At 35.1% G+C, this 24550-nt stretch carries 27 protein-coding genes; 17 read left to right on the top strand and 10 right to left on the bottom strand.

Annotated features, from left to right (window positions below; genetic code table 11):
* Nucleotides 1–127: 127 nt before the first annotated feature.
* The 3 genes from INR75_RS09890 to INR75_RS09900 all read right to left on the bottom strand — a co-directional run bounded on the left by INR75_RS09890 (nucleotide 128) and on the right by INR75_RS09900 (nucleotide 2512).
* Nucleotides 128–973 (bottom strand): OmpA family protein, encoded by an 846-nt coding sequence (locus INR75_RS09890; RefSeq protein ID WP_223091768.1) that lies wholly within the window; start codon nucleotides 971–973, stop codon nucleotides 128–130.
* 93 nt (nucleotides 974–1066) lie between these two features.
* Nucleotides 1067–2062, bottom strand: a complete 996-nt coding sequence (locus INR75_RS09895; protein ID WP_223091769.1) for a glycosyltransferase family 2 protein — start codon at nucleotides 2060–2062, stop codon at nucleotides 1067–1069.
* Nucleotides 2063–2512: a type I restriction enzyme HsdR N-terminal domain-containing protein gene (locus tag INR75_RS09900; protein ID WP_223091770.1), complete on the bottom strand. Its 450-nt coding sequence runs from the start codon at nucleotides 2510–2512 to the stop codon at nucleotides 2063–2065.
* Nucleotides 2513–2594: 82 nt separating this feature from the next.
* Between INR75_RS09900 and holA the strand changes: the two genes are divergently transcribed.
* The 11 genes from holA (at nucleotide 2595) to INR75_RS09955 (ending at nucleotide 10324) form a co-directional block, all read left to right on the top strand.
* Nucleotides 2595–3599 (top strand): DNA polymerase III subunit delta, encoded by a 1005-nt coding sequence (gene holA / locus INR75_RS09905; RefSeq protein ID WP_223091771.1) that lies wholly within the window; start codon nucleotides 2595–2597, stop codon nucleotides 3597–3599.
* Nucleotides 3600–4502 (top strand): 1,4-dihydroxy-2-naphthoate octaprenyltransferase, encoded by a 903-nt coding sequence (menA, locus tag INR75_RS09910; RefSeq protein WP_223091772.1) that lies wholly within the window; start codon nucleotides 3600–3602, stop codon nucleotides 4500–4502.
* 87 nt (nucleotides 4503–4589) lie between these two features.
* Nucleotides 4590–5270 (top strand): metal-dependent hydrolase, encoded by a 681-nt coding sequence (locus tag INR75_RS09915; RefSeq protein WP_223091773.1) that lies wholly within the window; start codon nucleotides 4590–4592, stop codon nucleotides 5268–5270.
* A gap of 50 nt (nucleotides 5271–5320) precedes the next feature.
* Nucleotides 5321–5674 carry a four helix bundle protein gene (locus INR75_RS09920; protein ID WP_223091774.1) on the top strand — a complete coding sequence of 118 codons (354 nt, stop codon included), beginning with the start codon at nucleotides 5321–5323 and terminating at the stop codon, nucleotides 5672–5674.
* Nucleotides 5675–5764: 90 nt separating this feature from the next.
* Nucleotides 5765–6799: an o-succinylbenzoate synthase gene (locus INR75_RS09925; protein ID WP_223091775.1), complete on the top strand. Its 1035-nt coding sequence runs from the start codon at nucleotides 5765–5767 to the stop codon at nucleotides 6797–6799.
* 8 nt (nucleotides 6800–6807) lie between these two features.
* A complete protein-coding gene (locus tag INR75_RS09930) occupies nucleotides 6808–7803 on the top strand; it encodes a CPBP family intramembrane glutamic endopeptidase (RefSeq protein WP_223091776.1) in 996 nt (331 codons plus the stop codon).
* 78 nt (nucleotides 7804–7881) lie between these two features.
* Nucleotides 7882–8979 carry an AMP-binding protein gene (locus tag INR75_RS09935; protein WP_223091777.1) on the top strand — a complete coding sequence of 366 codons (1098 nt, stop codon included), beginning with the start codon at nucleotides 7882–7884 and terminating at the stop codon, nucleotides 8977–8979.
* A 24-nt stretch (nucleotides 8980–9003) separates the two neighbouring features.
* Entirely contained in the window at nucleotides 9004–9366 is a 363-nt protein-coding gene (locus INR75_RS09940; protein WP_223091778.1) for a nuclear transport factor 2 family protein, read from the top strand.
* 79 nt (nucleotides 9367–9445) lie between these two features.
* Nucleotides 9446–9841 carry a hypothetical protein gene (locus INR75_RS09945; RefSeq protein WP_223091779.1) on the top strand — a complete coding sequence of 132 codons (396 nt, stop codon included), beginning with the start codon at nucleotides 9446–9448 and terminating at the stop codon, nucleotides 9839–9841.
* Nucleotides 9841–10041, top strand: coding sequence for a helix-turn-helix transcriptional regulator (locus INR75_RS09950; protein WP_223091780.1), 201 nt, complete (start codon nucleotides 9841–9843; stop codon nucleotides 10039–10041). Before INR75_RS09945 ends, INR75_RS09950 begins: the two co-directional genes overlap by 1 nt.
* Nucleotides 10042–10105: 64 nt before the next feature.
* On the top strand, nucleotides 10106–10324 hold the full coding sequence (locus tag INR75_RS09955) for a PLD nuclease N-terminal domain-containing protein (RefSeq protein WP_223091781.1): 219 nt from the start codon (nucleotides 10106–10108) through the stop codon (nucleotides 10322–10324).
* A 63-nt stretch (nucleotides 10325–10387) separates the two neighbouring features.
* Here INR75_RS09955 and INR75_RS09960 read toward each other — a convergent pair whose 3' ends face one another.
* From INR75_RS09960 to INR75_RS09970, 3 genes are read right to left on the bottom strand one after another with little or no spacing between them, the layout of a single operon-like run.
* Entirely contained in the window at nucleotides 10388–12022 is a 1635-nt protein-coding gene (locus tag INR75_RS09960; protein ID WP_223091782.1) for a M1 family metallopeptidase, read from the bottom strand.
* 57 nt (nucleotides 12023–12079) lie between these two features.
* Complete coding sequence (locus INR75_RS09965; protein WP_092544895.1) at nucleotides 12080–12964, bottom strand: hypothetical protein; 885 nt, start codon at nucleotides 12962–12964, stop codon at nucleotides 12080–12082.
* Nucleotides 12965–12967: 3 nt separating this feature from the next.
* Complete coding sequence (locus INR75_RS09970; RefSeq protein WP_223091783.1) at nucleotides 12968–14596, bottom strand: acyl-CoA carboxylase subunit beta; 1629 nt, start codon at nucleotides 14594–14596, stop codon at nucleotides 12968–12970.
* Nucleotides 14597–14777: 181 nt separating this feature from the next.
* Here INR75_RS09970 and INR75_RS09975 point away from each other — a divergent pair, with 181 nt between their 5' ends.
* From INR75_RS09975 to ettA, 3 genes are all read left to right on the top strand, one after another.
* Nucleotides 14778–14957, top strand: coding sequence for a CAL67264 family membrane protein (locus INR75_RS09975; protein WP_092544891.1), 180 nt, complete (start codon nucleotides 14778–14780; stop codon nucleotides 14955–14957).
* 28 nt (nucleotides 14958–14985) lie between these two features.
* Complete coding sequence (locus tag INR75_RS09980; protein ID WP_223091784.1) at nucleotides 14986–15444, top strand: DinB family protein; 459 nt, start codon at nucleotides 14986–14988, stop codon at nucleotides 15442–15444.
* Nucleotides 15445–15552: 108 nt separating this feature from the next.
* The gene (gene ettA, locus INR75_RS09985) at nucleotides 15553–17244 is read left to right on the top strand and encodes an energy-dependent translational throttle protein EttA (RefSeq protein ID WP_223091785.1); all 1692 of its coding nucleotides are present in this window, start codon (nucleotides 15553–15555) and stop codon (nucleotides 17242–17244) included.
* 70 nt (nucleotides 17245–17314) lie between these two features.
* On the opposite strand, the gene INR75_RS09990 is transcribed toward ettA, so the two are convergent.
* From INR75_RS09990 to INR75_RS10000, 3 genes are all read right to left on the bottom strand, one after another.
* Nucleotides 17315–17938 carry a response regulator gene (locus INR75_RS09990; protein ID WP_092544884.1) on the bottom strand — a complete coding sequence of 208 codons (624 nt, stop codon included), beginning with the start codon at nucleotides 17936–17938 and terminating at the stop codon, nucleotides 17315–17317.
* 2 nt (nucleotides 17939–17940) lie between these two features.
* A complete protein-coding gene (locus INR75_RS09995) occupies nucleotides 17941–19782 on the bottom strand; it encodes an ATP-binding protein (protein WP_223091786.1) in 1842 nt (613 codons plus the stop codon).
* A 103-nt stretch (nucleotides 19783–19885) separates the two neighbouring features.
* Complete coding sequence (locus INR75_RS10000) at nucleotides 19886–21175, bottom strand: DUF2254 domain-containing protein (RefSeq protein WP_223091787.1); 1290 nt, start codon at nucleotides 21173–21175, stop codon at nucleotides 19886–19888.
* 169 nt (nucleotides 21176–21344) lie between these two features.
* Here INR75_RS10000 and INR75_RS10005 point away from each other — a divergent pair, with 169 nt between their 5' ends.
* Entirely contained in the window at nucleotides 21345–21785 is a 441-nt protein-coding gene (locus tag INR75_RS10005; protein WP_223091788.1) for an Hsp20/alpha crystallin family protein, read from the top strand.
* Between the two features lie 90 nt (nucleotides 21786–21875).
* Here INR75_RS10005 and INR75_RS10010 read toward each other — a convergent pair whose 3' ends face one another.
* Entirely contained in the window at nucleotides 21876–22478 is a 603-nt protein-coding gene (locus tag INR75_RS10010) for a hypothetical protein (protein ID WP_223091789.1), read from the bottom strand.
* A 174-nt stretch (nucleotides 22479–22652) separates the two neighbouring features.
* On the opposite strand from INR75_RS10010, the gene INR75_RS10015 reads away from it, so the two are divergent.
* Both INR75_RS10015 and INR75_RS10020 read left to right on the top strand, forming a co-directional pair.
* Complete coding sequence (locus INR75_RS10015; protein ID WP_223091790.1) at nucleotides 22653–24035, top strand: M20/M25/M40 family metallo-hydrolase; 1383 nt, start codon at nucleotides 22653–22655, stop codon at nucleotides 24033–24035.
* A gap of 11 nt (nucleotides 24036–24046) precedes the next feature.
* On the top strand, nucleotides 24047–24454 hold the full coding sequence (locus INR75_RS10020; protein ID WP_223091791.1) for a hypothetical protein: 408 nt from the start codon (nucleotides 24047–24049) through the stop codon (nucleotides 24452–24454).
* The last annotated feature ends 96 nt before the right edge of the window (nucleotides 24455–24550 follow it).

The following is a 24550-nucleotide window of genomic DNA, read 5'->3' on the forward strand; positions in this document are numbered from 1 at the left end:
TAGACTTGAATCAGGATATTGAAGATGTATTTTCCAAAAAATTATAAGTTTTGGTTTAATACAGTAAATAAAAAAGCCTCGCATTTGCGAGGCTTTTTTCGATATATAAGATATATCTTTTATTTTCTTAGTTTGAAGCTTTAGAAGCTTGCTCCATACCTTCTTCGATCATTCCGTAGAATTGATCTAGTTTAGGAAGAACTACGATTCTTGTTCTTCTGTTTCTAGCACGACCTTCAGCAGTATCGTTAGAAGCAACTGGCATGTAGTAAGATCTACCTGCAGCTGTCATACGCTTAGGATCAACATCAAATTCGTCTTGTAAAATTCTAACTACAGAAGTAGCTCTTTTTACAGATAGATCCCAGTTATCCTGGAACATAGAAGTAGAAATAGATTTGTCATCTGTATGACCTTCTACCATAAACTCGATGTCTGGCTTGTTTTTAATAACTGTAGCAACTTTTCCTAGAACTTCTTTAGCTCTGCTTGTTACGTTATAACGACCACTGTCGAATAATAATTTATCTGAAATAGAAACGTAAACAACACCTTTCTCAACATTGATCTCGATGTCATCGTCGTTCATGTTTCCAATAGCTCCTTTTAAGCTGGTTACAAGAGCTAAAGTAACAGAGTCTTTTTTATTGATCGCATCTCTCATGCTCTTAATAGCAAGATCTTTTTCTTTGATGCTCTCTAATGAACGCTCTAAGTTCTCTGCTTCTTTCTTAGAAAGTGTAGCAAGATCACCAACGTTGTTTAATAACGCCGCGTTTGTATTGTTAAGAACTTTAATTCTCTCTGTCATTTCGGTTTTATCCTCAAGACAAGCATTTAATTTTACAGTGGCGGTATTAAGCTGGTCCTGAGTTTCTTTTTGTTTTGCTTCAAGTTCAGCGTATTTCTTGTTTGAAACACATGAAGAAAGCAAAATAGCCGCAGAGGCTGATAAAAGCATGATTTTTTTCATAACTTATTGTAATTATTGTTAATGTTAGATTTTCCAAAAGTATCAAAAAAATATAAAGCTTAAAAGTAGTATTAACAATACTTTAGATAGACTTTATATTAAATTTTTATATGTCGATTTTTTCAATGCAAAATATTCAAAAACGACAGATTTTACATCAAAGTATTTAATTTTAGAGGTTTTTTCAATCCTTTTTTTATTCATTTTTGAAAAATTGGCGTAAAAAGCAGCATGCGCTTTCAAAACTGCCGAAAAATGACCAAAATCACCTTGAAAAAGGAATTTTAGTCCGGCAATACCGTCTAAAACCATTCTTTGCAACACAATTTTACGCATTTTTTCTTTAGGAAGGTTCTTAACCAGCATAAAAAGACTATTTCTAAAATTAAAAAAGGTCTTTTTAGGGTTCATTTTATTTAAAGTAGCCCCTCCAACGTGATAAACGCAAGATTTGCCGGTGTATTTTATATGATAACCAAGATTTTTTATTCTCCAGCAGAGGTCGATCTCTTCCTGGTGGGCAAAGAAATCTTCGTCAAAACCTCCAATTTCTTTAAAAACAGTGTTTTTTACCGCTAAGCAGGCTCCAGATGCCCAAAAAATCTCTGTTTCGTCATCATACTGCCCTTTATCTTCTTCGATGGTTTCAAAAATTCTGCCGCGGCAAAATGGATAACCAAATTTATCTATAAATCCGCCTGCTGCACCGGCATATTCAAAATAAGATTTGTTCTTGAAGTCTAAAATTTTTGGTTGTACCGCAGCGGTTTTAGAATCGTTGCTAAAAACTTCCAATATCGGCTTTAACCAGTCTTTGGTAACTTCAATATCGCTATTTAAAAGGATTAAAATATCTTCGGAAAGATGCTTCAGTGCATCATTGTAGCCTTTAGCATAACCACCGTTTTTTTTATTCTGAATGATCTTAACTTCAGGATAATTATTCCGTAGAAAATCTATTGAATCATCAGTAGAAGCATTATCGGCAATATAAATATTGGCTTCCGTAGAAAATTGAGTGACCGATGGTAAAAATTGCTTCAGCAAGTCTTTTCCATTCCAATTTAAGATAACAACTGCTACTGTCATTTAAGCCAATTTATAAGCCGGGATTTCTTGTAGAAACTCATATTCACCAGCTTCATAATTCATTTTACAGTAATAATGGGATAATCCATTGGTGACCATTAAAAAATCTGCATCTAAGGTCATATTGTACTGCGCGATTTGATCGAAAACATTTTGTGTAATTTTAATATGTGGCGCTTTACATTCTACAATTAAATGAATGCTGCCATCGCTATTGTAAACCACAACATCGTAACGCTTGGTTAATTTGCCTAGTTTCAGTTGTTTTTCAACATTAATAAGGCTTTTGGGAAATTCTTTTTCCTGAATTAAGAATTGTGTACAATGTTGTCGCACCCATTCTTCAGGAGTAAGAATGATGAATTTTTTCCTGAGTTCGTCGAAAACAGCTATTTTATTTTGACTATTTTTGAACCTGAAATTATATTTTGGAAAATTAAGGTCGATCATAGACCTCAAAAATACTAAAGAATACAATATCCAAAAGCCTTTAACGATAAAACAAATTTCAGCCTAAAAGATTCTTTTCTGCATGGACGACGCAAAGCAAATTGTGACCGATATTAAAAATGGAAAAATTGCTCCTATCTATCTTTTGATGGGAGACGAGCCTTATTTTGTAGATAAGGTGGCCGATTATATCGAGGATCATTTGCTGCACGAAGACGAAAAAGGTTTTAACCAGATCATTATGTATGGTCGCGATACCAATGTAGATGAGATCGTTGGAAATGCGAAGCGTTATCCTATGATGGCAGAGCGGCAGGTGGTGATCGTAAAAGAAGCTCAGGATCTAGCCAGAACTATCGATAAACTGAGTGATTATGCTGAAAACCCACAACCAACAACGGTTTTGGTACTTTGCTATAAACATAAAACGCTGGATAAGCGGAAAAAAGTTTATAAGACGATTAAGAAAAGTGGTGTTATTTTAGATAGCAAAAAGCTGTATGAGAATCAGGTTTCAGATTGGATCGTTCGGAATTTAAAATCGAGAGGACTGGGGATTTCTCCAAAAGCTTCGCAAATGCTGGTAGAATTTTTAGGAACAGATTTAGGGAAGATCGATAATGAGTTACAGAAACTTCAATTGGTTTGTGAAAAGGGCACTGAAGTTACGCCAGAGCTTATCGAACAAAATATAGGAATTAGTAAAGATTTCAACAATTTTGAGTTACGTAAAGCCGTAGGTTTAAAAGACGAGGTAAAAGCACATCGCATTATCAATTATTTTTCGCAAAATCCAAAGGATAATCCACTTGTGGTGACGATATCGCTTTTATTCTCTTATTTCTCGCAGTTGCTACAATATCATGGTTTGCCCGATAAATCGAAGATGAATGTGGCAAAACAGCTAAAAGTGAATCCATATTTTGTGAACGATTACACCGTAGCTGCCAGAAATTATCCTATGAAAAAAGTGAGTTACGCTATTAATGTTTTGCAGGAAGCCGATGTGAAGAGTAAAGGAGTTGGAGCAGTAAATTTATCTTCTGGAGATCTTTTAAAGGAAGTTTTGGTTAAAATAATGCGTTAAATGAAAAAAATTAATTCCTGGGTAAATGCTGCCCGATTACGAACTTTACCTTTATCAATTTCAGGGATTTTAGTAGGCAGTACCATTGCAGCTCAGCAGGGATATTTTAGCTTGGGGATTTTCTCTTTGGCACTTGCTACAACTTTAGGTCTCCAGGTGTTATCTAATTTTGCAAACGATTATGGTGATGGTGTAAAAGGAACAGATAACGACGAACGTATTGGGCCGCAACGTGCCATTCAAAGCGGATTGATAACGCATTCAGAAATGAAAACGGGGATTATCTTAACTTCGATAATCACTCTTATTCTGGCAGTCTGTCTTATCTACGCTTCTTTTGGTCGCGAGAATTTCTTGTATAGTTTAATTTTTATGGTTTTGGGTGTGGCATCTATTGTTGCCGCTATAAAATATACAGTGGGAAATTCGGCTTATGGTTATCGCGGATTAGGAGATATATTTGTTTTTATTTTCTTCGGAATTGTTGCCGTATTTGGATCATTCTTTCTTTATGTAAATGATTTTGACTGGGCGGTGTTAATGCCGGCAGCAGCTATTGGATTTTTAAGTGCAGGAGTGCTTAATCTAAATAACATGCGTGACAGAGTTCCAGATGAAAAATCTGGGAAAATGACACTGGCTGTAAAATTAGGCGAAAAGGGCGCCAAAGCTTATCATTACTTTTTGATCATTGGTGCCATCTTGCTTATGGCGGCTTACTCGGCTTTGGTTTTTGAGGGTTGGGATGATATTGTATTTTATCTTGCCTTTATTCCGCTTGTGCTTCACTTAAAACGAGTAATGCAAAATGAGTCTCCGGCTTTACTGGATCCAGAGTTAAAAGTATTGGCTTTATCTACTTTTGCACTATCACTTTTGTTTGGTTTAGGTCAGGTTTTTTAAGCTGAAGTTTAACAAAATTATAGAATTCTAAATTCTTATTCTGCTGGCATCAATTAGTATTTTAGGTGCAACTCAAATAAAATTATTATGGAACTTACATTTTACGGCCAAAATTGCCTTGGTCTTACGATAGGAGATATTAATATTTTGGTAGATCCTTTTATTACTGGAAATGAAAATGCAAAGGATAAGATCAATTTAAAGGATATAAAAGCAGATTATATTTTAGTGACACACGCGCATCAGGATCATGTTTTAGATGTAGAAACTGTGGCGAAAAATACAGATGCGGTGATCGTTAGTAATGCTGAAATTGCTGCTTACTATGAAGATAAAGGATTTACAGTACACCCAATGAATCACGGCGGAAGCTGGGAATTTGAATTTGGGAAAGTAAAATATGTACAGGCATGGCATAGTAGTACATTTCCAGACGGTGCTTCTGGTGGAGTGCCAGGAGGTTTTGTAATTCAATCCGGAGAAAAGAATTTATATATCGCTGGAGATACTGCTTTAAGTATGGATATGAAATTAATCCCGTTATTTACAAAACTTGATCTGGCGGTATTACCAATTGGTGACAATTTTACCATGGGGCCAGATGAAGCTGTAATTGCAAGTGATTTTATAGAATGCGACCGAATTTTAGGTTGTCATTACGATACTTTTGGTTATATCGAAATCGATCATGCTGAGGCTAAAAAGAAATTTGCAGATAAAGGAAAAGAATTATTATTACTCGATATTGGAGAGAAATTAAGTGTTTAATTTTAGAGAATATTGGATTATTAGTAGATTAGAATGTTAGATTTTTAGATATGCATAAATTTAAAGACTTACGAGTTTGGCAACAAAGCCGATTGTTTTGTAAGTCTGTTTATTTAGCTACTAAGAACTTTCCAGAGGATGAGCGTTATGGGATAACCTCGCAAATGAGAAGAGCAGTCATCTCAATTCCTTCTAACATTGCTGAAGGTGCCTCAAGAAAATCTAATAAAGATTATTCAAGATTTTTAGAGATTGCATTAGGTTCATGTTATGAGTTAGAAACTCAATTAATCATTGCAAACGATCTTAGTTTTTTAGATTTGAAGAAATTTGAAGAACTTTCGAGTAAATTGGATGAGATTATAAAAATGACTTCAAAACTTAGAACCACATTAAACTGTTAATCAGAGATTAAAATTCATTCAAAATTCTAACATTTATGGCCTTTTAGTTTACCAATAATCTAAAATACAAACAGACTAAATACTAAGCAGTTGCAAGCAACTTACAAAAAGCATATTTTAAATTTTAAACGCCCCAGCGGAACTTCGCGGGGCGTTCTTACTGTTAAGGAAACCTGGTTTATCAAAATTGAAGATGGTGATAATTTTGGTTACGGTGAATGCGGAATCTTACGTGGTTTAAGCATAGACGATCGGCCAGATTATGAAGAAAAGCTGAAATGGGCTTGTGAAAATATTCATTTGGGTAAAGATGCACTTTGGGAGCAATTAATGGAATTTCCAAGTATTCAGTTTGGGATCGAAATGGCTTTTAAGTCTCTCGAGAATAAAAATGAATTCGAATTATTCCCTTCAGCATTTACAAAAGGAGAGGAGGCTATTGCGATAAACGGACTTATTTGGATGGGAGAGAAGGATTTTATGAAATCTCAAATTGAAGATAAGTTAAAGTCGGGTTTCAACTGTATAAAAATGAAGATCGGAGCCATCGATTTTGATACCGAAATTGAATTACTGAAGTATATCAGATCGCAATATTCCGCAGAAGAAATTGAACTACGTGTTGATGCTAACGGTGCTTTCGATCCAAAAAATGCATTAGAAAAACTGAAGCGTTTAAGTGAATTAGAACTTCATAGTATCGAACAACCCATAAAGCAGGGAAATTGGGAAGAAATGGCGAGACTTTGCGCTGAGACTCCGCTTCCAATTGCTTTAGATGAAGAGTTGATAGGCGTCTTTGATGTAACAAAGAAGAAAAAATTACTACAAACCATAAAACCTCAATATTTGATATTTAAACCGAGTCTTATTGGTGGATTCAAAGGAACTCAGCAATGGATCGACTTAGCTGAAACGAATAATATTGGCTGGTGGAATACAAGTGCTTTAGAGAGCAATATTGGTTTAAATGCTATTTCTCAATTTACCTACGAGAAAAAAGTAAAAATGCCGCAGGGATTGGGAACGGGAAGTTTGTACACCAATTATATTGAGAGTCCGTTAGAGGTAAAAGATGGTAAGATTAGTTATAATCCTAATTTAAACTGGGATTTTAAATTTTAAAAACACAAATGTATATAGAACAGGCTTTTAAAGGTAAGAGTAGCGGTGCAAGATATTTATTTGGTACTATAGCAGTTTTTTTCAGTTGGATTTGTTTACAGATTATTCCATTCTTTGTAGCCCTAGTCCTTAAATACGGATATAATGAAGAGATGATAGCTATTTTTATTGATCAAAACCGAATGATGACCGATTTTAGTAGCAACATAACCTTTTTCTTAATGCTTTTTGGTTTCGCGTTGTCGCTATTCGTATTCTTCTTACTGTATAAAGCGATTCATAAAAATAGTATCACTAACCTTACAACAAGTAGGACAAAGATAGATTGGGGTAGATTTTGGTTTTCATTTTCTATCATAGCCATTTTAAATATAGTATTGATTTTAGTAGATTATTTTTTCCTAAGTCCCGATGATTACATATTTAATTTCAAACTGGTTCCTTTTCTTGTCTTAGCGATTATTGCAATTTTATTTGTACCACTGCAAACAAGTTTCGAAGAATACTTCTTTAGAGGATATTTGATGCAGGGAATTGGTATAAAAACCGGTTATCGCTGGATTCCTTTATTAATTACTTCTTTTATTTTTGGAGCAATGCATTATGCAAATCCAGAAGTTACACAAATGGGAGACTTGGTTATGGTTTCGTATTTTGGGACTGCTTTAATGCTTGGTATAATGACGCTGATGGATGAAGGATTAGAACTTTCTTTAGGTTTTCATGCGGCTAACAATATGGTTGCTGCAGTGCTGGTAACGGCAGATTGGACCGCTTTTAATACCGAATCTATTTTACGCGATGTTTCCAGCCCTGTTGCCGGTTGGGATGTTTGGGTAAGTGTTTTAGTGATTTATCCATTGATTTTATTGGTTTATGCCAAGCGATATAACTGGAAAAACTGGGGAAATCGACTTTTCGGAAAAGTAGAAAAACCTAAATTTGTTGAAACTTATGGTGTTGCTGATATTGAAGATTTATCAGAAATTAGGGAAGATTACTAAAAATTAGCTATTTTTAAATTTATAATAGCAATTTGATAACTTAGTTTAGTCCGATTTCAAACATATTTGGAGAGCAATATGGCAGACTACTATAAGGTTCCGGAGACGCATCCTCATTTTAAGCTGAATAAGCAACATTTCAGTAACGCTGAGCTGCGACAGCATGCATTTCAATTTATAAAGGAAGGGGAAGCATTTGAGGAAGAAGTAGGTGATTTTATACTGGAATGGTTAAAACCACAGGATTTTGTTGAAGTAAAAACTTCAGGATCTACAGGGAAACCAAAAACTATTCGGCTTAAGAAAGAATACATGGTCAATTCGGCCTTGGCCACCGCAAAATATTTTGATCTTCCAGAAAATACCACTGCATTATTATGTTTGCCGGCTACCTATATCGCTGGTAAAATGATGATTATTCGTGCCATCGTCTGCGGCTGGCAGCTGGATCTTGTTCCGCCATCTTCCACGCCTTTGGACCAGGTTTTTAAGATTTACGACTTTTGCGCCATGACGCCTTTTCAACTGGATAATTCGGTTGCGCGTTTACATTTGATCAAAAAACTGATCGTTGGTGGAGGAGCCATGTCACTTAGATTGCAAAAAATGGTAAAAGAGGTGAATACCAAAGTTTATGAAACTTATGGAATGACAGAGACCATTACTCATATCGCTGCCAGACGAATTAATCCTAACAAGAAGAAGAAACAATCCAGGCCTTTTAAGGTTCTTCCCAATATTAATATTAGTAAGGACGATCGTGGTTGTTTGGTAATTAAAGCACCAAATCTTTCAGATGAGGTAATTATTACGAATGATGTTGTTGATATTCTAACCTATAAAAAATTCCATTGGAAAGGCCGTATCGATAATGTAATTAATAGCGGCGGCGTAAAATTACATCCTGAAGAAATTGAAAAAAAACTGGGTAAAATTATCGATTCTCGCTTTTTTATAACCTCGATTCCAGATGATGCTTTGGGAGATAAACTGGTGCTGTTTATTGAAGCCCCTTTTTCTGAAGAAGGTTTAGCTGCAATGAAAGAAAGGATATCCACTCTAAAATCTTTGGAAAAATTTGAGCACCCGAAAAAGATCTATTTTGTTGAAAAATTCGAGGAAACTTCCAGCGGAAAAATTCATAGGGATAATACACTAAAAAGCAGGGTAAATTAACCCTCAGAAAATCAATTTTCAAAAATGACGAATAATGAAATTGCCGTACTCTTTTTGAAAACGGTTGGAATGGGGGCTGTGGATAAAGGATTTTCTGCTTTTGTAAGTGCAGATTTTATACATCATAATCAATACTTTAAAGGTGATCGACAATCTTTGATCGATGCTATGAAGCAGGATCATCAAAACAATCCCAATCAGGCAATTACGCCGCAGCAGGTTTTGGCAGATAAAGATAAGGTAGTGGTACATTCTTTAGTTGAGAAAGCAGACATGCAAATTGCCGTTGTACACATTTTTAGATTTTCTGGAGATAAAATTGTAGAGCTTTGGGATTTAGGCCAGGTAATCGAAGAGAATTCCCCAAATCAAAATAGCTTATTTTAAAGAGTTATTTAACAAGTTCAAAATTTGATTATTCTAAAATGTAAAGTATTTTTGTCATTTAGACTTAAATTCTTTACAAATGAAAAGTTCAGATATCAAATTACTTCCGCATAAATTTAGAATCGTTGGGTATGTATTAATAGGGATTGCAATACTACTTTTTGGAATTGCGGTTACAGAAATTATTTCCGTAGAAAAAGAGATTTCGAAAAATATATTTTTTGACCTGATACTAATTGCTTTTTTAATATTGGCGCTTTCAAAAGAAAAAATAGAAGATGAACGTAGTATGAAATTAAGATTGGTTGCTTTTGCTGCTACTTTTTTATACGGAGTCCTATTTGCTGTTGTGAGTCCGTTTGTAAGTATTTTATTTCACGGAAGTTTTGAAAGTGATATCCATGCCAGTCAGTTACTTTTTACCATGTTTCTATGGTATTTTGGTGTTTTCTACTTTATGAAAAAGTTCAATTAATGAAGAATTCGATAAAAGTTGAACGCGCCAAAAAGGATATGACTCAGCAGGAATTGGCGAAATTGCTCGGGGTTTCCCGGCAAACCGTAAATTCTATAGAAAAAAATAGATACGCTCCTTCTACAATTTTGGCTTTAAAGCTTTCTGCAATTTTTGAATGTTCGGTTAATGAAATTTTTCAGCTGGAAGAAAAAGATTAGCAATTTTTGATAAATAAGACTTTTTTTAGATCAAAAACGTTAGATTTATAAAAAAATCAATCATATGCTACATCAAATATTTGCCATTGGCGCCCCGCAAATTATTCTCATCTTAATTACCTGTTTATTTGCGCTATTATTCCCGTTGTTGGCGATAATCGATATTATAAGAAACGATTTTAAAGGAAACGATAAGATCGTTTGGTTACTTGTTGTGATCTTTTTCAGTTTTTTTGGGACTTTACTATATTTTATAATGGGTAGGAAACAGCGACTAACATAAAACCTAAAAAATAAAGCCTGAAATTATCGAATTTCAGGCTTTATTTTTTGAGCTTTAAAAGTTTTATGATTCAAACTTTATATTTACATAGAACTCTAAATCGTTAAGTTTTATAGCATCTTCACTAGAAACTTTTTTGTCTAGTTTTTTCCACTCCATTGTTGGTTTTAAACGGGTTTCTTTTCCGTCGATAAAAACATCTACCGGCATATTAAAACCTTCTGCATCTGCTCGCCAGCGATAAGCAAAAGTTTTTCCTTCCTTTCTAAATTGTAACTCCGGAATTCTGGTATGCCTCAAATATTGATCAAAAACCGGTTTTAAATCTGTTTTAATTGGTTTATCGAAGAAGTCTTCAACCGTTTTTGTGTCGATGATCTTGTGTTTATAAGTCGCGGTGTAATCTCTAAAAGTATCCCACCAAAGTTCGTCGTTATCGTAAATACTTCTAATGGTGTTTAATAAATTAGATCCTTTAAAATACATATCGCCAGAACCTTCAGCATTTACTCCGTAATCTCCAATAATCGTTGCTCTATTTTGGATATTTGCTCGTTGTCCCTTAATATATTTTAAGGCCGCTTCTTTTCCCCAACCGCATTCGGTGTAAATAGCTTCAGTATAAGTGGTGAAACCTTCATGAATCCACATATCGGCAATATCTTTGGCGGTGATGCTGTTCCCATACCACTCGTGTCCAGATTCGTGGATAATAATATAATCCCACTTTAAACCAACTCCGGTTCCAGAAAGGTCATTTCCTAGGTATCCTTTCATGTATTTATTTCCGTAGGCAACAGCACTTTGATGCTCCATACCTAAATACGGAGTTTCCACCAATTTATAGCCATCTTCGACAAAAGGATAAGGCCCCATTTTCTCGTAAAAGCAAGTCATCATATCCTGAACTTCTTCAAAGTGTTTTTTTGCTTTTTCAAGATTGTAAGGAAGCACGTAATAATCTAAAGTTAGATCCTGAAATTTATCTGAAAAATGCTCGTAGTTAGCGATGTTGATCATCACATCGTAATTATTAATTGGGTTAACGGTCTCCCAACTCCACTCGGTATAACCATTTCCAAGATCTTTTTTACCAATCATTCTGCCGTTAGAAACATTCATTAATCCGTTTGGCACTGCAATATCTAACTGAACACTTTCTGGCTCATCACTCTGGTGATCTTTATTAGGATACCAAAGGCTGGCTCCAGTTCCCTGTACGGCAACACCAACCCAGGGATTTCCCTGTTCGTCCTGCGTCCAAACAAAACCACCGTCCCAGGGCGCGTTTTTAGCAACTGTTGGATGACCCGAGTAGAAAAATTCTAAAGAATCTGTGGTGTTTTTAGCTAAAGCTTCTCCAAATTCAATAAAAACAGCATTGTATTTACGGTTATATTGAAGGTTTTTTCCGTGGTAAACGATCGAATCGATATCCATATTTTCGAATAGATCGATTTGTATTACCGGTAATTCCTCTTCGGTTTTAAAAGTGATAATATTGGTACCGCCAATAAATTTTTCTGAAGGATCTACTTTCAGTTTTAAATGATATTTTAGTGCATCATAAGCACGTTCAGCTCTTAGTGAGCCACGAAGCGTATCAGCTTCGGTATATTTTTCTTTGTTGCTAAGCACTTGTGAGGACGCTGCAAAAGCAAGCATTGAAAATAAAAATGTAGAAAGAACTTTTTTCATTCCTGATGATTAAATTAAACAATGTGGTTTTAAACTATATTGAGGTTATTGTTATTATTAATTTTGATGCACTACATAAATTCGTGCATTTGGATTTTCTTTTAAGCGTTGTTGCATATCTGAGGTTAATTCTTCAAAACTCTTAAGATTAGCACCTTTACAAACTCCATAGGAATAGTGATATTTTAGAATTTCGAGATCTTTTTTGGAAGCTCTTCTATAACCTTTACAGCTTGAAAGCATGCTATAACAATCCATATCGTCTGAAGAATAAAAATATCCAAGAGATCTAAAAAACCAATATTTCAAATGATTTCGTTGTGTAATACTATTTTTGACGTTTTCAGTATTAATTTTTAATGATGCATCATAGATTTGTTGTTTGCCGTTCCAACTAACATAATATCCACTATTTCTTGCAATTCTTGGGTCGTAATCTATATTAGATTTTAAATTTAAATAATAGATATGGTAGTTAGATGCTTCAATATTATCTACTCGCTCGATATTAAGGGAATCAATATCTTTAGAAATCGACTGGGCGAATTCCATTAAGTCGTTAACATGTGATTTTGGAACACTTTCCTCAAAAAATATTTTGATATCATCTTTCCAATATTTCATGGTTGTTTTATCGCTATTTTCCTTCTTAGCATTAAAAACAACTGTTTTATAAAGCTCTAGAAAAGAAGAATCCTTAGGTTCATATTTTACCCTAACTTCCCCATTTTTTCGTTTTAGTGGATAAAAATCTTCAGGAACATTTACTAAGCTGTCTCCATTTATAATTTTAATTTTTTCTGGATCTGGCTCTTCTTCTGCGAACTTCCGATAAGCATCTATTGGTATAAATGTTTTAGTACGCGCTATCAGGGTAGAATCCTGGCTAAAAAGTGAGCTACAAGTTAAATTGATAAATAATAAGAATAATAGTTTTCGCATAGATTAAGTTTGAATTACACCTAAATTAAAATCTTTTTCAATTGGGGCGTGATTCGCAGCTTCGATACCGGTCGAGATCCATTTACGGGTATCCATAGGGTTGATAACCGCATCTGTCCATAATCTTGCTGCCGCATAATATGCTGAGGTTTGCTCGTCGTATCTGGATTTTATTTTATCAAAAACTTTTTTCTCTTTTTCAGCATCTACCTTTTCGCCTTTTTTCTCTAAAGAAGCGGTTTCGATTTGTGCTAAAACTTTCGCGGCCTGCGTACCGCCCATTACTGCAAGCTCTGCACTTGGCCAGGCAACGATCAATCTTGGATCGTAAGCTTTACCACACATCGCATAGTTACCGGCACCGTAAGAATTGCCAATAATAATAGTGAATTTTGGCACTACGGAATTACTTACCGCATTTACCATTTTTGCACCATCTTTAATAATGCCGCCATGTTCACTTTTGCTGCCCACCATAAATCCGGTTACATCCTGAAGAAACACTAGTGGAATTTTCTTCTGATTACAATTCGCAATAAAACGAGTGGCTTTATCGGCAGAATCTGAGTAGATCACTCCGCCAAACTGCATTTCACCTTTTTTGGTTTTAACGATCTTACGCTGATTGGCAACAATTCCCACGGCCCAACCATCGATTCTTGCATAGCCGGTGATAATCGTTTCGCCGTAACCTTTTTTGTATTCTTCAAATTCAGAATCATCAACTAAACGCTCAATAATTTGAGTCATATCGTATTGATCTGATCGCTTTTTAGGTAGAATTCCGAAGATCTCGTTAGGATCTAACTTCGGTTTTACAGCTTTCTTTCGGCTAAAACCAGCGGTATCAAAATCGCCAATTTTATCCATAATATTCTGGATCTTGGTCAGCGCATCTTTATCGTCTTTGGCTTTATAATCTGTTACGCCGCTAATTTCTGTATGCGTGGTTGCACCACCAAGGGTTTCATTATCGATGGTTTCGCCAATTGCTGCTTTTACCAGGTAGCTTCCGGCAAGAAAAATACTTCCGGTTTTTTCAACAATAATAGCTTCATCACTCATAATTGGTAAATACGCTCCACCGGCAACACAGCTTCCCATCACGGCAGCAATTTGGGTAATTCCCATACTGCTCATTACCGCATTATTTCTAAAGATCCTTCCGAAGTGTTCTTTATCCGGGAAAATTTCATCCTGCATTGGCAAGTAAACACCGGCACTATCTACCAAATATATAATAGGTAATTTATTTTCGATGGCTATTTCCTGTGCACGTAGGTTTTTCTTGCCCGTAATAGGAAACCAGGCACCGGCTTTTACAGTAGCGTCATTGGCGACAACTATACATTGTTTACCAGAAACCTTTCCTATTTTAACCACAACGCCGCCACTTGGGCAGCCACCGTGTTCTTTATACATACCATCACCGGCAAATGCGCCAATTTCGATAGCAGCTTCAGGATTATCCAGTAAAAAATCTATCCGCTCTCTGGCAGTCATTTTCCCTTTGGCGTGATGTTTCTCGATACGTTTCTCGCCACCACCAAGATATACTCTCTTTAGATGATGGTTTAAATCTGAAACTAATAATTTATTATGATCTTCATTTTTATTGAAGTTAATATCCATATAAACAGTTTTTTGGAAGCAATTTTATGGTGAGTAAAAATGAATTTTAACCTTGATTTGCTTAATTCTTTTCAAAAATAATTTAAAAATTTTCACAATATTGGCTAAAATACAAAATACAAGCTATTTGATTTTTAAAATACTAATCAAAATATGCGATATTTGTAAGAAATAATTTTTTATGGGATTAAACAAGAACACCATTTTCGCCTGGGCTTCATTTATTATATTTTTAGTAGCCACAGCGATCGTACTTCTAGGTGTCTTAAAATATAAAGATCACGCGATAGGTTTTTCTGTAGTGGGAATTGGTTTTTTTGCTGTTTCCTGGGTTTTTAATGCACTGAAAGGCCGAATTTGATTTTATAAATTTAAAAGAAGATAGATTTATGGAGAGAGCACAATTGGTAAAACATCTTATGGGTGGTGAAGCTTTTATGCCTATAGATAAGGTTTTAAATGAAGCATCGTTCGAAAAGATTGGCAACAGAATCCATGGTTTACCGTATTCTTTTTACGAGGTATTTTACCATATCACCTACACCCAGAAGGATATCCTGGATTATATATTCTTAGATGATTACCAAACACCAAAATGGCCAGAAGGTTATTGGGATCAAAAACAAGCTCCAGAAAGCGAAAATGAATGGGAACAGTTAAAATCCAAATTCTTTAAAGAGCGACAGCAGCTTGCAGATTACATTCTGGATGAACAGAACAATCTGGATACGCCGGTCAAAAATAGTGAAGATCATACTTTGCTTAGAGAGTTGTTGCTTGTTATAGAGCATAATGCACATCATACCGGGCAACTTATTCTTTTGCTTCGACTTTTAGGCGATCACTAATATTTTGTGTTTCTTTATTTGTATTTTTGCTCGGTTTTAAAGTCATATTGGATGATTTTAAACTGAATTTTTAATAGTATTAATTCAACCAAAAAATTTTACGATTACATGGCAGATGATAAAAAAGTGATATTCTCGATGAGTGGGGTTACTAAAACCTACAAATCTGCGAATACACCTGTTCTAAAAAATATATACCTAAGTTTTTTCTACGGAGCAAAAATTGGGATTCTTGGTTTAAACGGTTCTGGTAAGTCTACTTTAATGAAGATCATTGCTGGCCGAGATACCAATTATCAGGGAGACGTTGTATTTTCTTCTGGATATACCGTTGGTTATCTTGAGCAGGAGCCCGAGCTGGATGAAGATAAAACTGTTCTTGAAGTTGTTAAAGAAGGTGTTGCTGAAACGGTAGCTGTTTTAGACGAATACAACAAGATCAACGATATGTTCGGGTTGCCTGAAGTTTATGAAGATGCAGATAAGATGCAGAAACTAATGGACAAGCAGGCAGAACTTCAGGATAAGATCGATGCGAGCAATGCGTGGGAATTAGATACCAAGCTGGAAATTGCAATGGATGCTTTAAGAACTCCAGATGCAGATAAGAAAATTTCAGTATTATCTGGAGGAGAAAGAAGACGTGTGGCGCTTTGTCGTTTGTTATTAAAAGAACCAGATGTACTTCTTTTAGATGAGCCAACCAACCACCTTGATGCCGAATCTGTACATTGGTTAGAGCATCACTTAGCACAATATAAAGGAACGGTGATCGCGGTAACTCACGACCGTTATTTCTTAGATAATGTTGCTGGTTGGATCTTAGAATTAGATAGAGGAGAAGGAATCCCATGGAAAGGAAATTATTCTTCTTGGTTAGATCAAAAATCAAAACGTTTAGCACAAGAGCAAAAGCAGGCAAGTAAACGCCAAAAAACGCTTGAGCGAGAATTAGAATGGGCTAAAATGAATCCAAAAGGTCGTCAATCTAAGCAAAAAGCTCGTCTTAAAAATTACGACAAGCTTCTTAGTCAGGATCAAAAACAAATGGATGAAAAGCTTGAAATTTACATTCCTAATGGTCCAAGATTAGGTACTAATGTCATCGATGCGAATGGTGTGAGTAAGGCTTTTGGAGATAAATTATTATACGAAGACCTTAATTTTAGTTTGCCACAAGCGGGAATTGTTGGAATTATTGGTCCAAACGGTGCCGGTAAGACTACGATCTTTAAAATGATAATGGGCGAGGAGCAACCAGATAAAGGTACTTTTGATGTAGGTGAAACTGCGAAGATCGCTTATGTAGATCAAAGCCACTCTGATATTGATCCTGAAAAAACCATCTGGCAAAACTTTAGTGATGAGCAGGAGCTTATCATGATGGGCGGCAGACAGGTGAATTCACGTGCTTATTTAAGTAGATTTAACTTTAGCGGAAGCGAGCAAAACAAAAAAGTAAATATGCTTTCTGGTGGTGAACGAAACAGACTTCACCTGGCAATGACGCTTAAGGAAGAAGGAAACGTATTGTTACTGGATGAGCCTACGAACGACCTTGATGTGAACACGCTTCGAGCTTTAGAAGAAGGTTTAGATAACTTTGCAGGATGTGCTGTAGTGATCTCTCACGACCGTTGGTTTCTGGATAGAGTTTGTACTCATATTCTTGCTTTTGAAGGAGATTCTCAAGTATATTTTTTTGAAGGTAGTTTCTCTGATTACGAAGAGAACAAGAAGAAACGTCTTGGTGGCGATGTAATGCCAAAACGAATCAAGTATAAAAAACTGACTCGATAGTCATACAATATCGGCTCCCATTCGGGAGCCTTTTTTTTGCTTATATTTTTTGCTGAATCAAAATTGAAAATCAGGTTGGGAGATTTTTCATTGCGAAATGTAGCAATCCGCTTGAGTTTTTAAGATTCAGTTTTCTAATCATGTTCTTACGATGTGTTTCGATGGTAAACTGGCTGCGGTGAAGAATTTCTGAAATTTCCTTGGTACTTTTACCATCCTTAATAAGCTGAAGGATTTCTATTTCGCGATTAGTTAATTTAAAATCACTGGTCCAAACCTTTACATTGCTTACCGCTTTTGCTTTTTCTTCATAAAAAACGGTTTTCCCACTAGTTGCTTTTCGTATGGCTTCGATAAGTTCGCTCGTATGAATAAATTTTGGCAGGTAACCAGAAACGCCTATTTCTTTCAGTTTTTCAAGAATGTTCTCTTCAAAAAGCATCGATAGGCAAATGATCTTCAATGAGCCAAAATAAGGTTTCATTTTTTCAGCAATACTAATTCCTGAATTTCCGGGGAGATTAATATCCAGTAATAAAACATCAGCACGATGAATTTCGTCACTTTTAAGCATGGTTTCTCCATCTCTAAAAGTAGCGATAACCTGAATGTCTTTTATAGGATCCAGGATTTGCATTAATCCTTCAGTAAACAAAGAATGATCATCAACTAATACAATTTTGATTGCTTCCATTTTTAGATAGGTATTTCGATGATGCTTATAATTCCGTTTTCAGTATTTTCGATATGAAAAATTCCCTGGTGATAAGACACTCGGGATTTTATATTCTTTATGCCCATGCCTTTGCTGGTCTCTTTTTTAAATCCTACGCCGTTATCTTCTACCTGCAGGCTACAGGTCTTTTCATCACAATTAATGGTAATATCTACAACGCTGGCTTTAGAATGTTTTATAATGTTGGACATAAGTTCCTGAAATATTCTATAGATATTCACCGCTTTTATACTGTCGATCCTTTTATCGTCATCAAGAAGTGTGAGATTGATTTCTATAGACGTATTTTTAAAAAGTTCCAGATCTTGCTGAATGGTTTTGTATAAGCCAACGCTTTCTATTTCTTTAGGCGATATTTGATAAATTAGGGTGCGAAACTGCTCTTTAGCCAAGCTGAAGATCCCAGAGATTTGCTTTTCGTTTTTGTTAGGAGCTTCCATTAAAAGTCGTAAAGCATTCATCGTATTTCCTAATCCATCATGAAGGTTTCTGGCGATAAGTTGCTTTTCGTTTTCCTGCACTTCAATTAGCTCTTTGCTTAGTTTTTCGCTCTTCAATTTTGCATTAGTCAGGTTCTTGTTCATCGCATTTAATTCCTTTCTGTAATTCAGTAAAAAAGCAATGGTTAAACTAAGAACTTCAAAAGCAACCGCATTTATAATGTTACCCGGAGACATATAGATCGTAGAGCCACCTATTTGCAAGGTATTGGTGATATAAAATAGCAGTGATAGAATGAGAAGAAAATTACAACCTAAGAAATAAATAGCTTGTTTATTCCTCTTCATTATAGAATAGACCAGGTTTACCACAAGCACAGCTAAATTGATAAAAAATAATAGAAATAATAAAAGCCGAAATTGGTTAAAAAAAGCTGTGTTTTTAGGAATAAAGATCTGTATCGCTACGAAGAGGATTACAATAAAAAGTATAAAATTATTGATGAGGTTTAACACTGAATTCCATTTAGGGAAATTTTCTTTATGTGCCGTGAAATACTGAAAAACTTTAGTGTGAAAGTAAGAAGCCAGCACTATAAAAAATAACTTTGGAAAACGTAGCCAGAGGCTGTGAATTATATCGGGCACTAAAAGCGCATCGTACATGTATTCTATGGCGTTAAAAGAGATCATGCTTAAAATATAACCAAACATAAAGCCGTAAAGCTTTCTTCTAATTAGAATAAAAAGAAACAGGTTGAATAATGCCGTAAAAATAAAATAGCCAAAATATCGCCCTAATAGAAAAGCGTTATTCGATTCGTAGATCAGAATATCTTCTACAGTAGTGAAATCTGTAGGGAAATAGAGATTAGAATGTCCTTGCAGTTCTGTTTTTAAGAGTAGGGTTTTAGTTTCAAATGCCTGCATTTCTACCTTGAAAGAAAGACATCGAATAGGTGTAGGTCTTTCCTCGAGTTTTTGGGCTACAGAGGTTTTCCCAAGTTGCAGAAGTTGGTTATTCTTTAGTTCGTATAAAGTGAATAAAATACCGTCATTATAAAAACTCCAATAATAATCCTGTGCAGAAGCCTGGTCGTTTTTTACCGTTAAAGAGAAGTAATTATAACATTTCGTAAAACCAAGGTTTACCATTCGGCTTGGTTGCATATCCTGAAACTCGCCACTATTGTATTGCTTAATGATCTCTGCGGAAGTTCTTTCTTCGCAGTCTTGAAATCGTTTAAAAAAATCGACAATATGATGTGGGTACACTCCTTTTACAAAAAGTGTGTCATCCTCTGAAGCATAAGCCGGGATTATAAGAAGAAAACAAAGAATTAAAAGGTATTTGTTTAGCACATTAATTTTCAGTGGGTTGGAGTGAAAATAAATTTAGCTAAATACTTCAATTATCAAATACCCAATATCGGGTATTTTTAATTTATAACTGAAATTAGTTGTTTTAAAGCTCGATTTTCAACATTTCAGCATGTTTTTTAATAATTTCAATATCATTTTTAGAAGAAGTTGCTTCTAAAGCACTCGCGAAGAAAAATTTAGCTTCAGAAAGTATAATTTCTTTATAATAATTTTCTTTTTGTTCTTGCTGCAGCATATACTCAAACATTACTGCAATCTTTTGAATAATTATAATGTCGTGAGAACAGTAGGTTCTAATGGTGACTAAAACATTATAAAGTAAATCTTTAAAGTTCACCGTATTCAATTTCAAAAGACATTTGTCGTTTCGATTAACAATACTACTGTCCTTTTTTTGCATTCTTAGCGCCATCAATTCAGTTAAATAATCGATCGCATTAACTGCAGTGCCGGGATCATTAATTCCGGGAGACATAGCTTTAGCTATTATTTCAGTAATTTGTTTAAAAGCCAATACATAATTATCAGCGACCAGTTCTTTTCGCGCAAAGTTGAAATTTGCTAAAACTTCATCAATCTTATCGTTATTCAATTTCTTTTCTGAACGGAATACTGGCGTGTCCTTCAGAATAAAAATTCCTTTAATCGGTAGAATATGAAATTTGGTGTCTAATTCTTCACAAAGATCTAACATGTTTGCAACAGAAAGATTTTGAAAATAAGCACTCTCCTTAGCATGATAGACATACCATTTTTTAGAATCTGGAAAATCATCATTTTGGTTTCTTTCGCTATCCAGTAATTTATTGAGTCGGTTTTTAGATTGCCGATGGATATACTGCAAAATGTTATTGATCTGTATGCTTTGCGAAATAGTATGGATAAAGTAGATAAAAGCGCCCATGCAGATCACTGTAAAGAGGATTCCCAAAAACACAGAAAATCCGGGTAGGTTTTTTTGTGCAGCATCGGGATCGATGGCAACCATAATAAAAGTACAATAAAGAATCGTAGCCAGATAGATACCCAGCACAGTTTGGTGTTTACGATCTGAGATCAAACCGGGAAGCAGTCTTGGTGAATAATTATTGGTCGCCTGGTTAAGTAACACCATTACCATCGAAAAACTAAAAACCATCATCGATATTAATCCGGTAATAATTGCCCCTAAAACACTTAGTGCTGTATCGCCACTATTAACAATTAGCGACGGGAAATTAGATCTTAAAACCTCTGATGCACCTTGTTCTTCAAGAAACAACGTGATAAACGTGAATATAAATCCTAACAAACCAATTACCGTAGGATAAAAAGCGATCCTGCTTTTAATTGAATTAAAGAAAGAGAGTAGGCGAGTAAATAGTTTTTTCATTCGTCAATATATAATGTTCGAATATACTCTCAAAAAGGCTTAACATGTTAAAAAGTCATGTTAAAAACGAGTAAAACTGTCAAAATGACGTTAAAATTTAAATGGAATCCAAATTGCTATACCCTAAGTGTCTTAAAAGAAATAAAGTCTAACAAAAAATAAATGAGTTATGAGTATAATTAAGAGAAATGAAAACTGGTTGCCATCTGTATTCGATGATATGTTTAAAACAGATTGGTTAGGAGGAACTACTAACGTGAATAATATAGGAACTAGAATTCCTGCGGTGAATATTCACGAGTCTGATGAGAATTTTATTGTTGAAGTTGCTGCTCCAGGAAAGTCTAAAGAAGATTTTAAAATTGAATTAGATAACGATGTATTAACTATTTCTGCTGAAGATAAGATAGAAAAAGAAACTTCAGAAAAGAATGGCAAATATACTCGTAGGGAGTTTAGTTACAGCACTTTTAAAAGAGCTTTTAGTTTACCAGACACGGTAGATAACTCGAAGATCTCTGCAAACTATAATAACGGAGTTTTAGAGATCGCGCTTCCAAAAAAGGAAGAAGCAAAAGTGCAGGCTAAAAGAATGATAGAAATATCATAAGTTTAGGTTAGTTAGTTAGTTAGTTAAAAAGGAAAAAGCCGAATCGTAAGATTCGGCTTTTTTTATATCTGATATTCGATGTCTTGAAGCTTAATTCTTTTCGCTTATTTCTTCAGGAATATATCTTAAGAAGTACATCGTGTCACCACTAGGGTGATCCCATTTATTAAATAATTGAAATCCAAATTTTTGATAAACGATCGCATTTTTACGCATTCTGGTTTCAGCATACAGTGGCAAATTGTAAAGTTTTGCCCGTCTGTAAAACTCATTTTTCATTTGAACGCCAACCTGAGTGCCAGGGCCACGAGATTCTTTAAGAATTCCCCAAAACCAGCAATATAAATATTCGCCTTCCTGTGGGCGTTGCTTTTTAATGTAATTCTGAGTTTTTACGATTTTATAGGCATTTTTAATACCGGTAACATTAAAAACAAGTTTCAACTCAGACCACGCATTCTTCCAAAAATTCTCATCTTTTTTGCTCGTTTTAAACAAAATAGCAATACCATTACCATCTTCACTTACAATAAGCGCATCTTTTTCAATAGCCTTATTTACCATGTGCGTAGCAAGATATTCGTAGCGTCTGTGCTCGTTTCCTCCTTTTTTTACCACATCCATAGAAGATGGGATCTCTTTTAAAAGAGTGGTCACTTTTCTAATGATATCTGCTTTTTCTTCCTGAGTCAAAATTCGGTGTTTTAGACTGCGAATATAACAAAATCCATAGCTTTTTTGAATGGCAGCGTAGATGTAATTTCAAACTGAATTATTGCTGAAAACCTCAAATTTCAGCATTATGCTTACTTAATTTTTATTTTGAATGATTTTGTATTTAATTTAAGCTCAAATTTATCCCGAAAAATGAAGAAAATTCTTTCAGCCTTATTATTACTATCCATAATGCCGGTTTTTGGGCAATCTTCAGTAGAAACTGATACAGAAAAAATTGCAGCAATCTACGATATGGCCTTAACCAATGGTAAAAGTTACGATTGGTTAGATTACCTGTCTAATGGTATTGGTGGTCGTTTATCTGGATCGTATAGTGCGCAACGTGCGGTAGATTATACCAAAAAAGAATTGGATAGTCTTGGTTTAGACAAAGTTTGGTTACAGGAAGTGATGGTGCCTAAATGGACGCGCGGTGCACGTGAATATGCTTATATTGAAACTATTCCTGGCAGTTCTACACCTATAAATATTTGTGCTCTTGGTGGATCTGTTGCTACCCCTGAAGGAGGCACAAAAGCCGAAGTTATCGAAGTTTATGGATTGGACGAACTTGAAAAACTTGGGGAAGAAAAAATTAAAGGAAAGATCGTGTTTTTTAACCGCCCAATGGATGCTACCAAAATTCATACGTTTAAAGCTTATGGCGGTGCCGTAGATCAACGTGGGAATGGTGCGGCTGAAGCTTCTAAATATGGTGCAGTGGGTGTGCTTGTACGATCTATGAATTTAAGAATTGATAAATATCCTCATGCTGGCGGAATGTACTATGGCGATATTCCTGAAGATCAAAAAATCCCGGCTGCTGCAATTAGCACTAAAGATGCCGAGTATCTGAGTTCGGTTTTAAAATTGCAAAAAGATCTTAAGGTATATTTTAAGATGAATTGCGAAACACATCCCGATGCTAAAAGCTATAATGTAATTGGCGAAATTACCGGAAGCCAGTATCCAGATGAATATATTGTTGTGGGTGGCCATTTAGATTCCTGGGATTTAGGTGATGGTTCTCACGACGATGGTGCAGGTTGTGTACAATCTATGGAAGTGTTGCGTCTTTTTAAAAAAATGGGCTACAAACCAAAAAGAAGCATTCGCGTGGTGCTTTTTATGAATGAAGAAAATGGATTACGTGGCGGACTTAAATATGCCGAGGTGGCTAAAGAAAATAGCGAAGATCACATTTTTGCTTTAGAAAGTGATTCTGGCGGATTTACACCAAGAGGATTTACTTTTCATGCAGATGCTACTCAGCTTGAAAAACTACAAAATTGGGCTTCATTGTTTGCACCTTATTATTTACATATTTTTCAGCAGGGAGAAGGCGGTGCAGATATTGGTCCGTTAGAAGGTGATGGGACTGTTTTGGCTGGTCTGCAACCAGATTCTCAGCGTTATTTCGATTATCATCATGCTGCTACAGATACTTTTGATAAGATCAATAAAAGAGAGCTCGAACTTGGTGGCGCAAGCATGGCCGCTTTAATTTACCTGGTAGACAAATACGGATTGTAATTCGATATTAATTGATACAATTTCCGGTAATAAATATATCAAATCCAAATTTCAGCAAAGAGGAAGATCTTACTTCCTTTTTGCTGATGGATGGTTTTATCTATAATAATACTGAAGTCTACTTTCAGGAATATTTAAAAGACAACCTATTTTGTGATTGCGACGGAAAGATTTTTAAAATTACTGGCAAAAGACATTCAAAATCGATCTTTAGAAAAGTCTTTTTCTTTTTGCCCAATATCTATAAAATTGAATTGATCTTTGAAGCAACCAATGAATATCTGACTTTAGATGATCTTCGCGATTTTATGATCGAAAGAGTAAAATCTTTAGGCTATGGGAAATTTGAAGTAAAATGGATTCTGGAACTTCGGAAGGCAAAATCTTATGAAGAATTAATTCTTGGGAAGCAAAACTAGCTTTCTTCTAATATTGGAAGATTTGCAGACTTATTTTTTAATGATAAATCAATCTCAAGCCAAATAAAAGCCATTATCTTTGCGCACTAAATTTTT

Source organism: Zunongwangia sp. SCSIO 43204, from assembly GCF_019904275.1.
GTDB lineage: Bacteria > Bacteroidota > Bacteroidia > Flavobacteriales > Flavobacteriaceae > Zunongwangia > Zunongwangia mangrovi.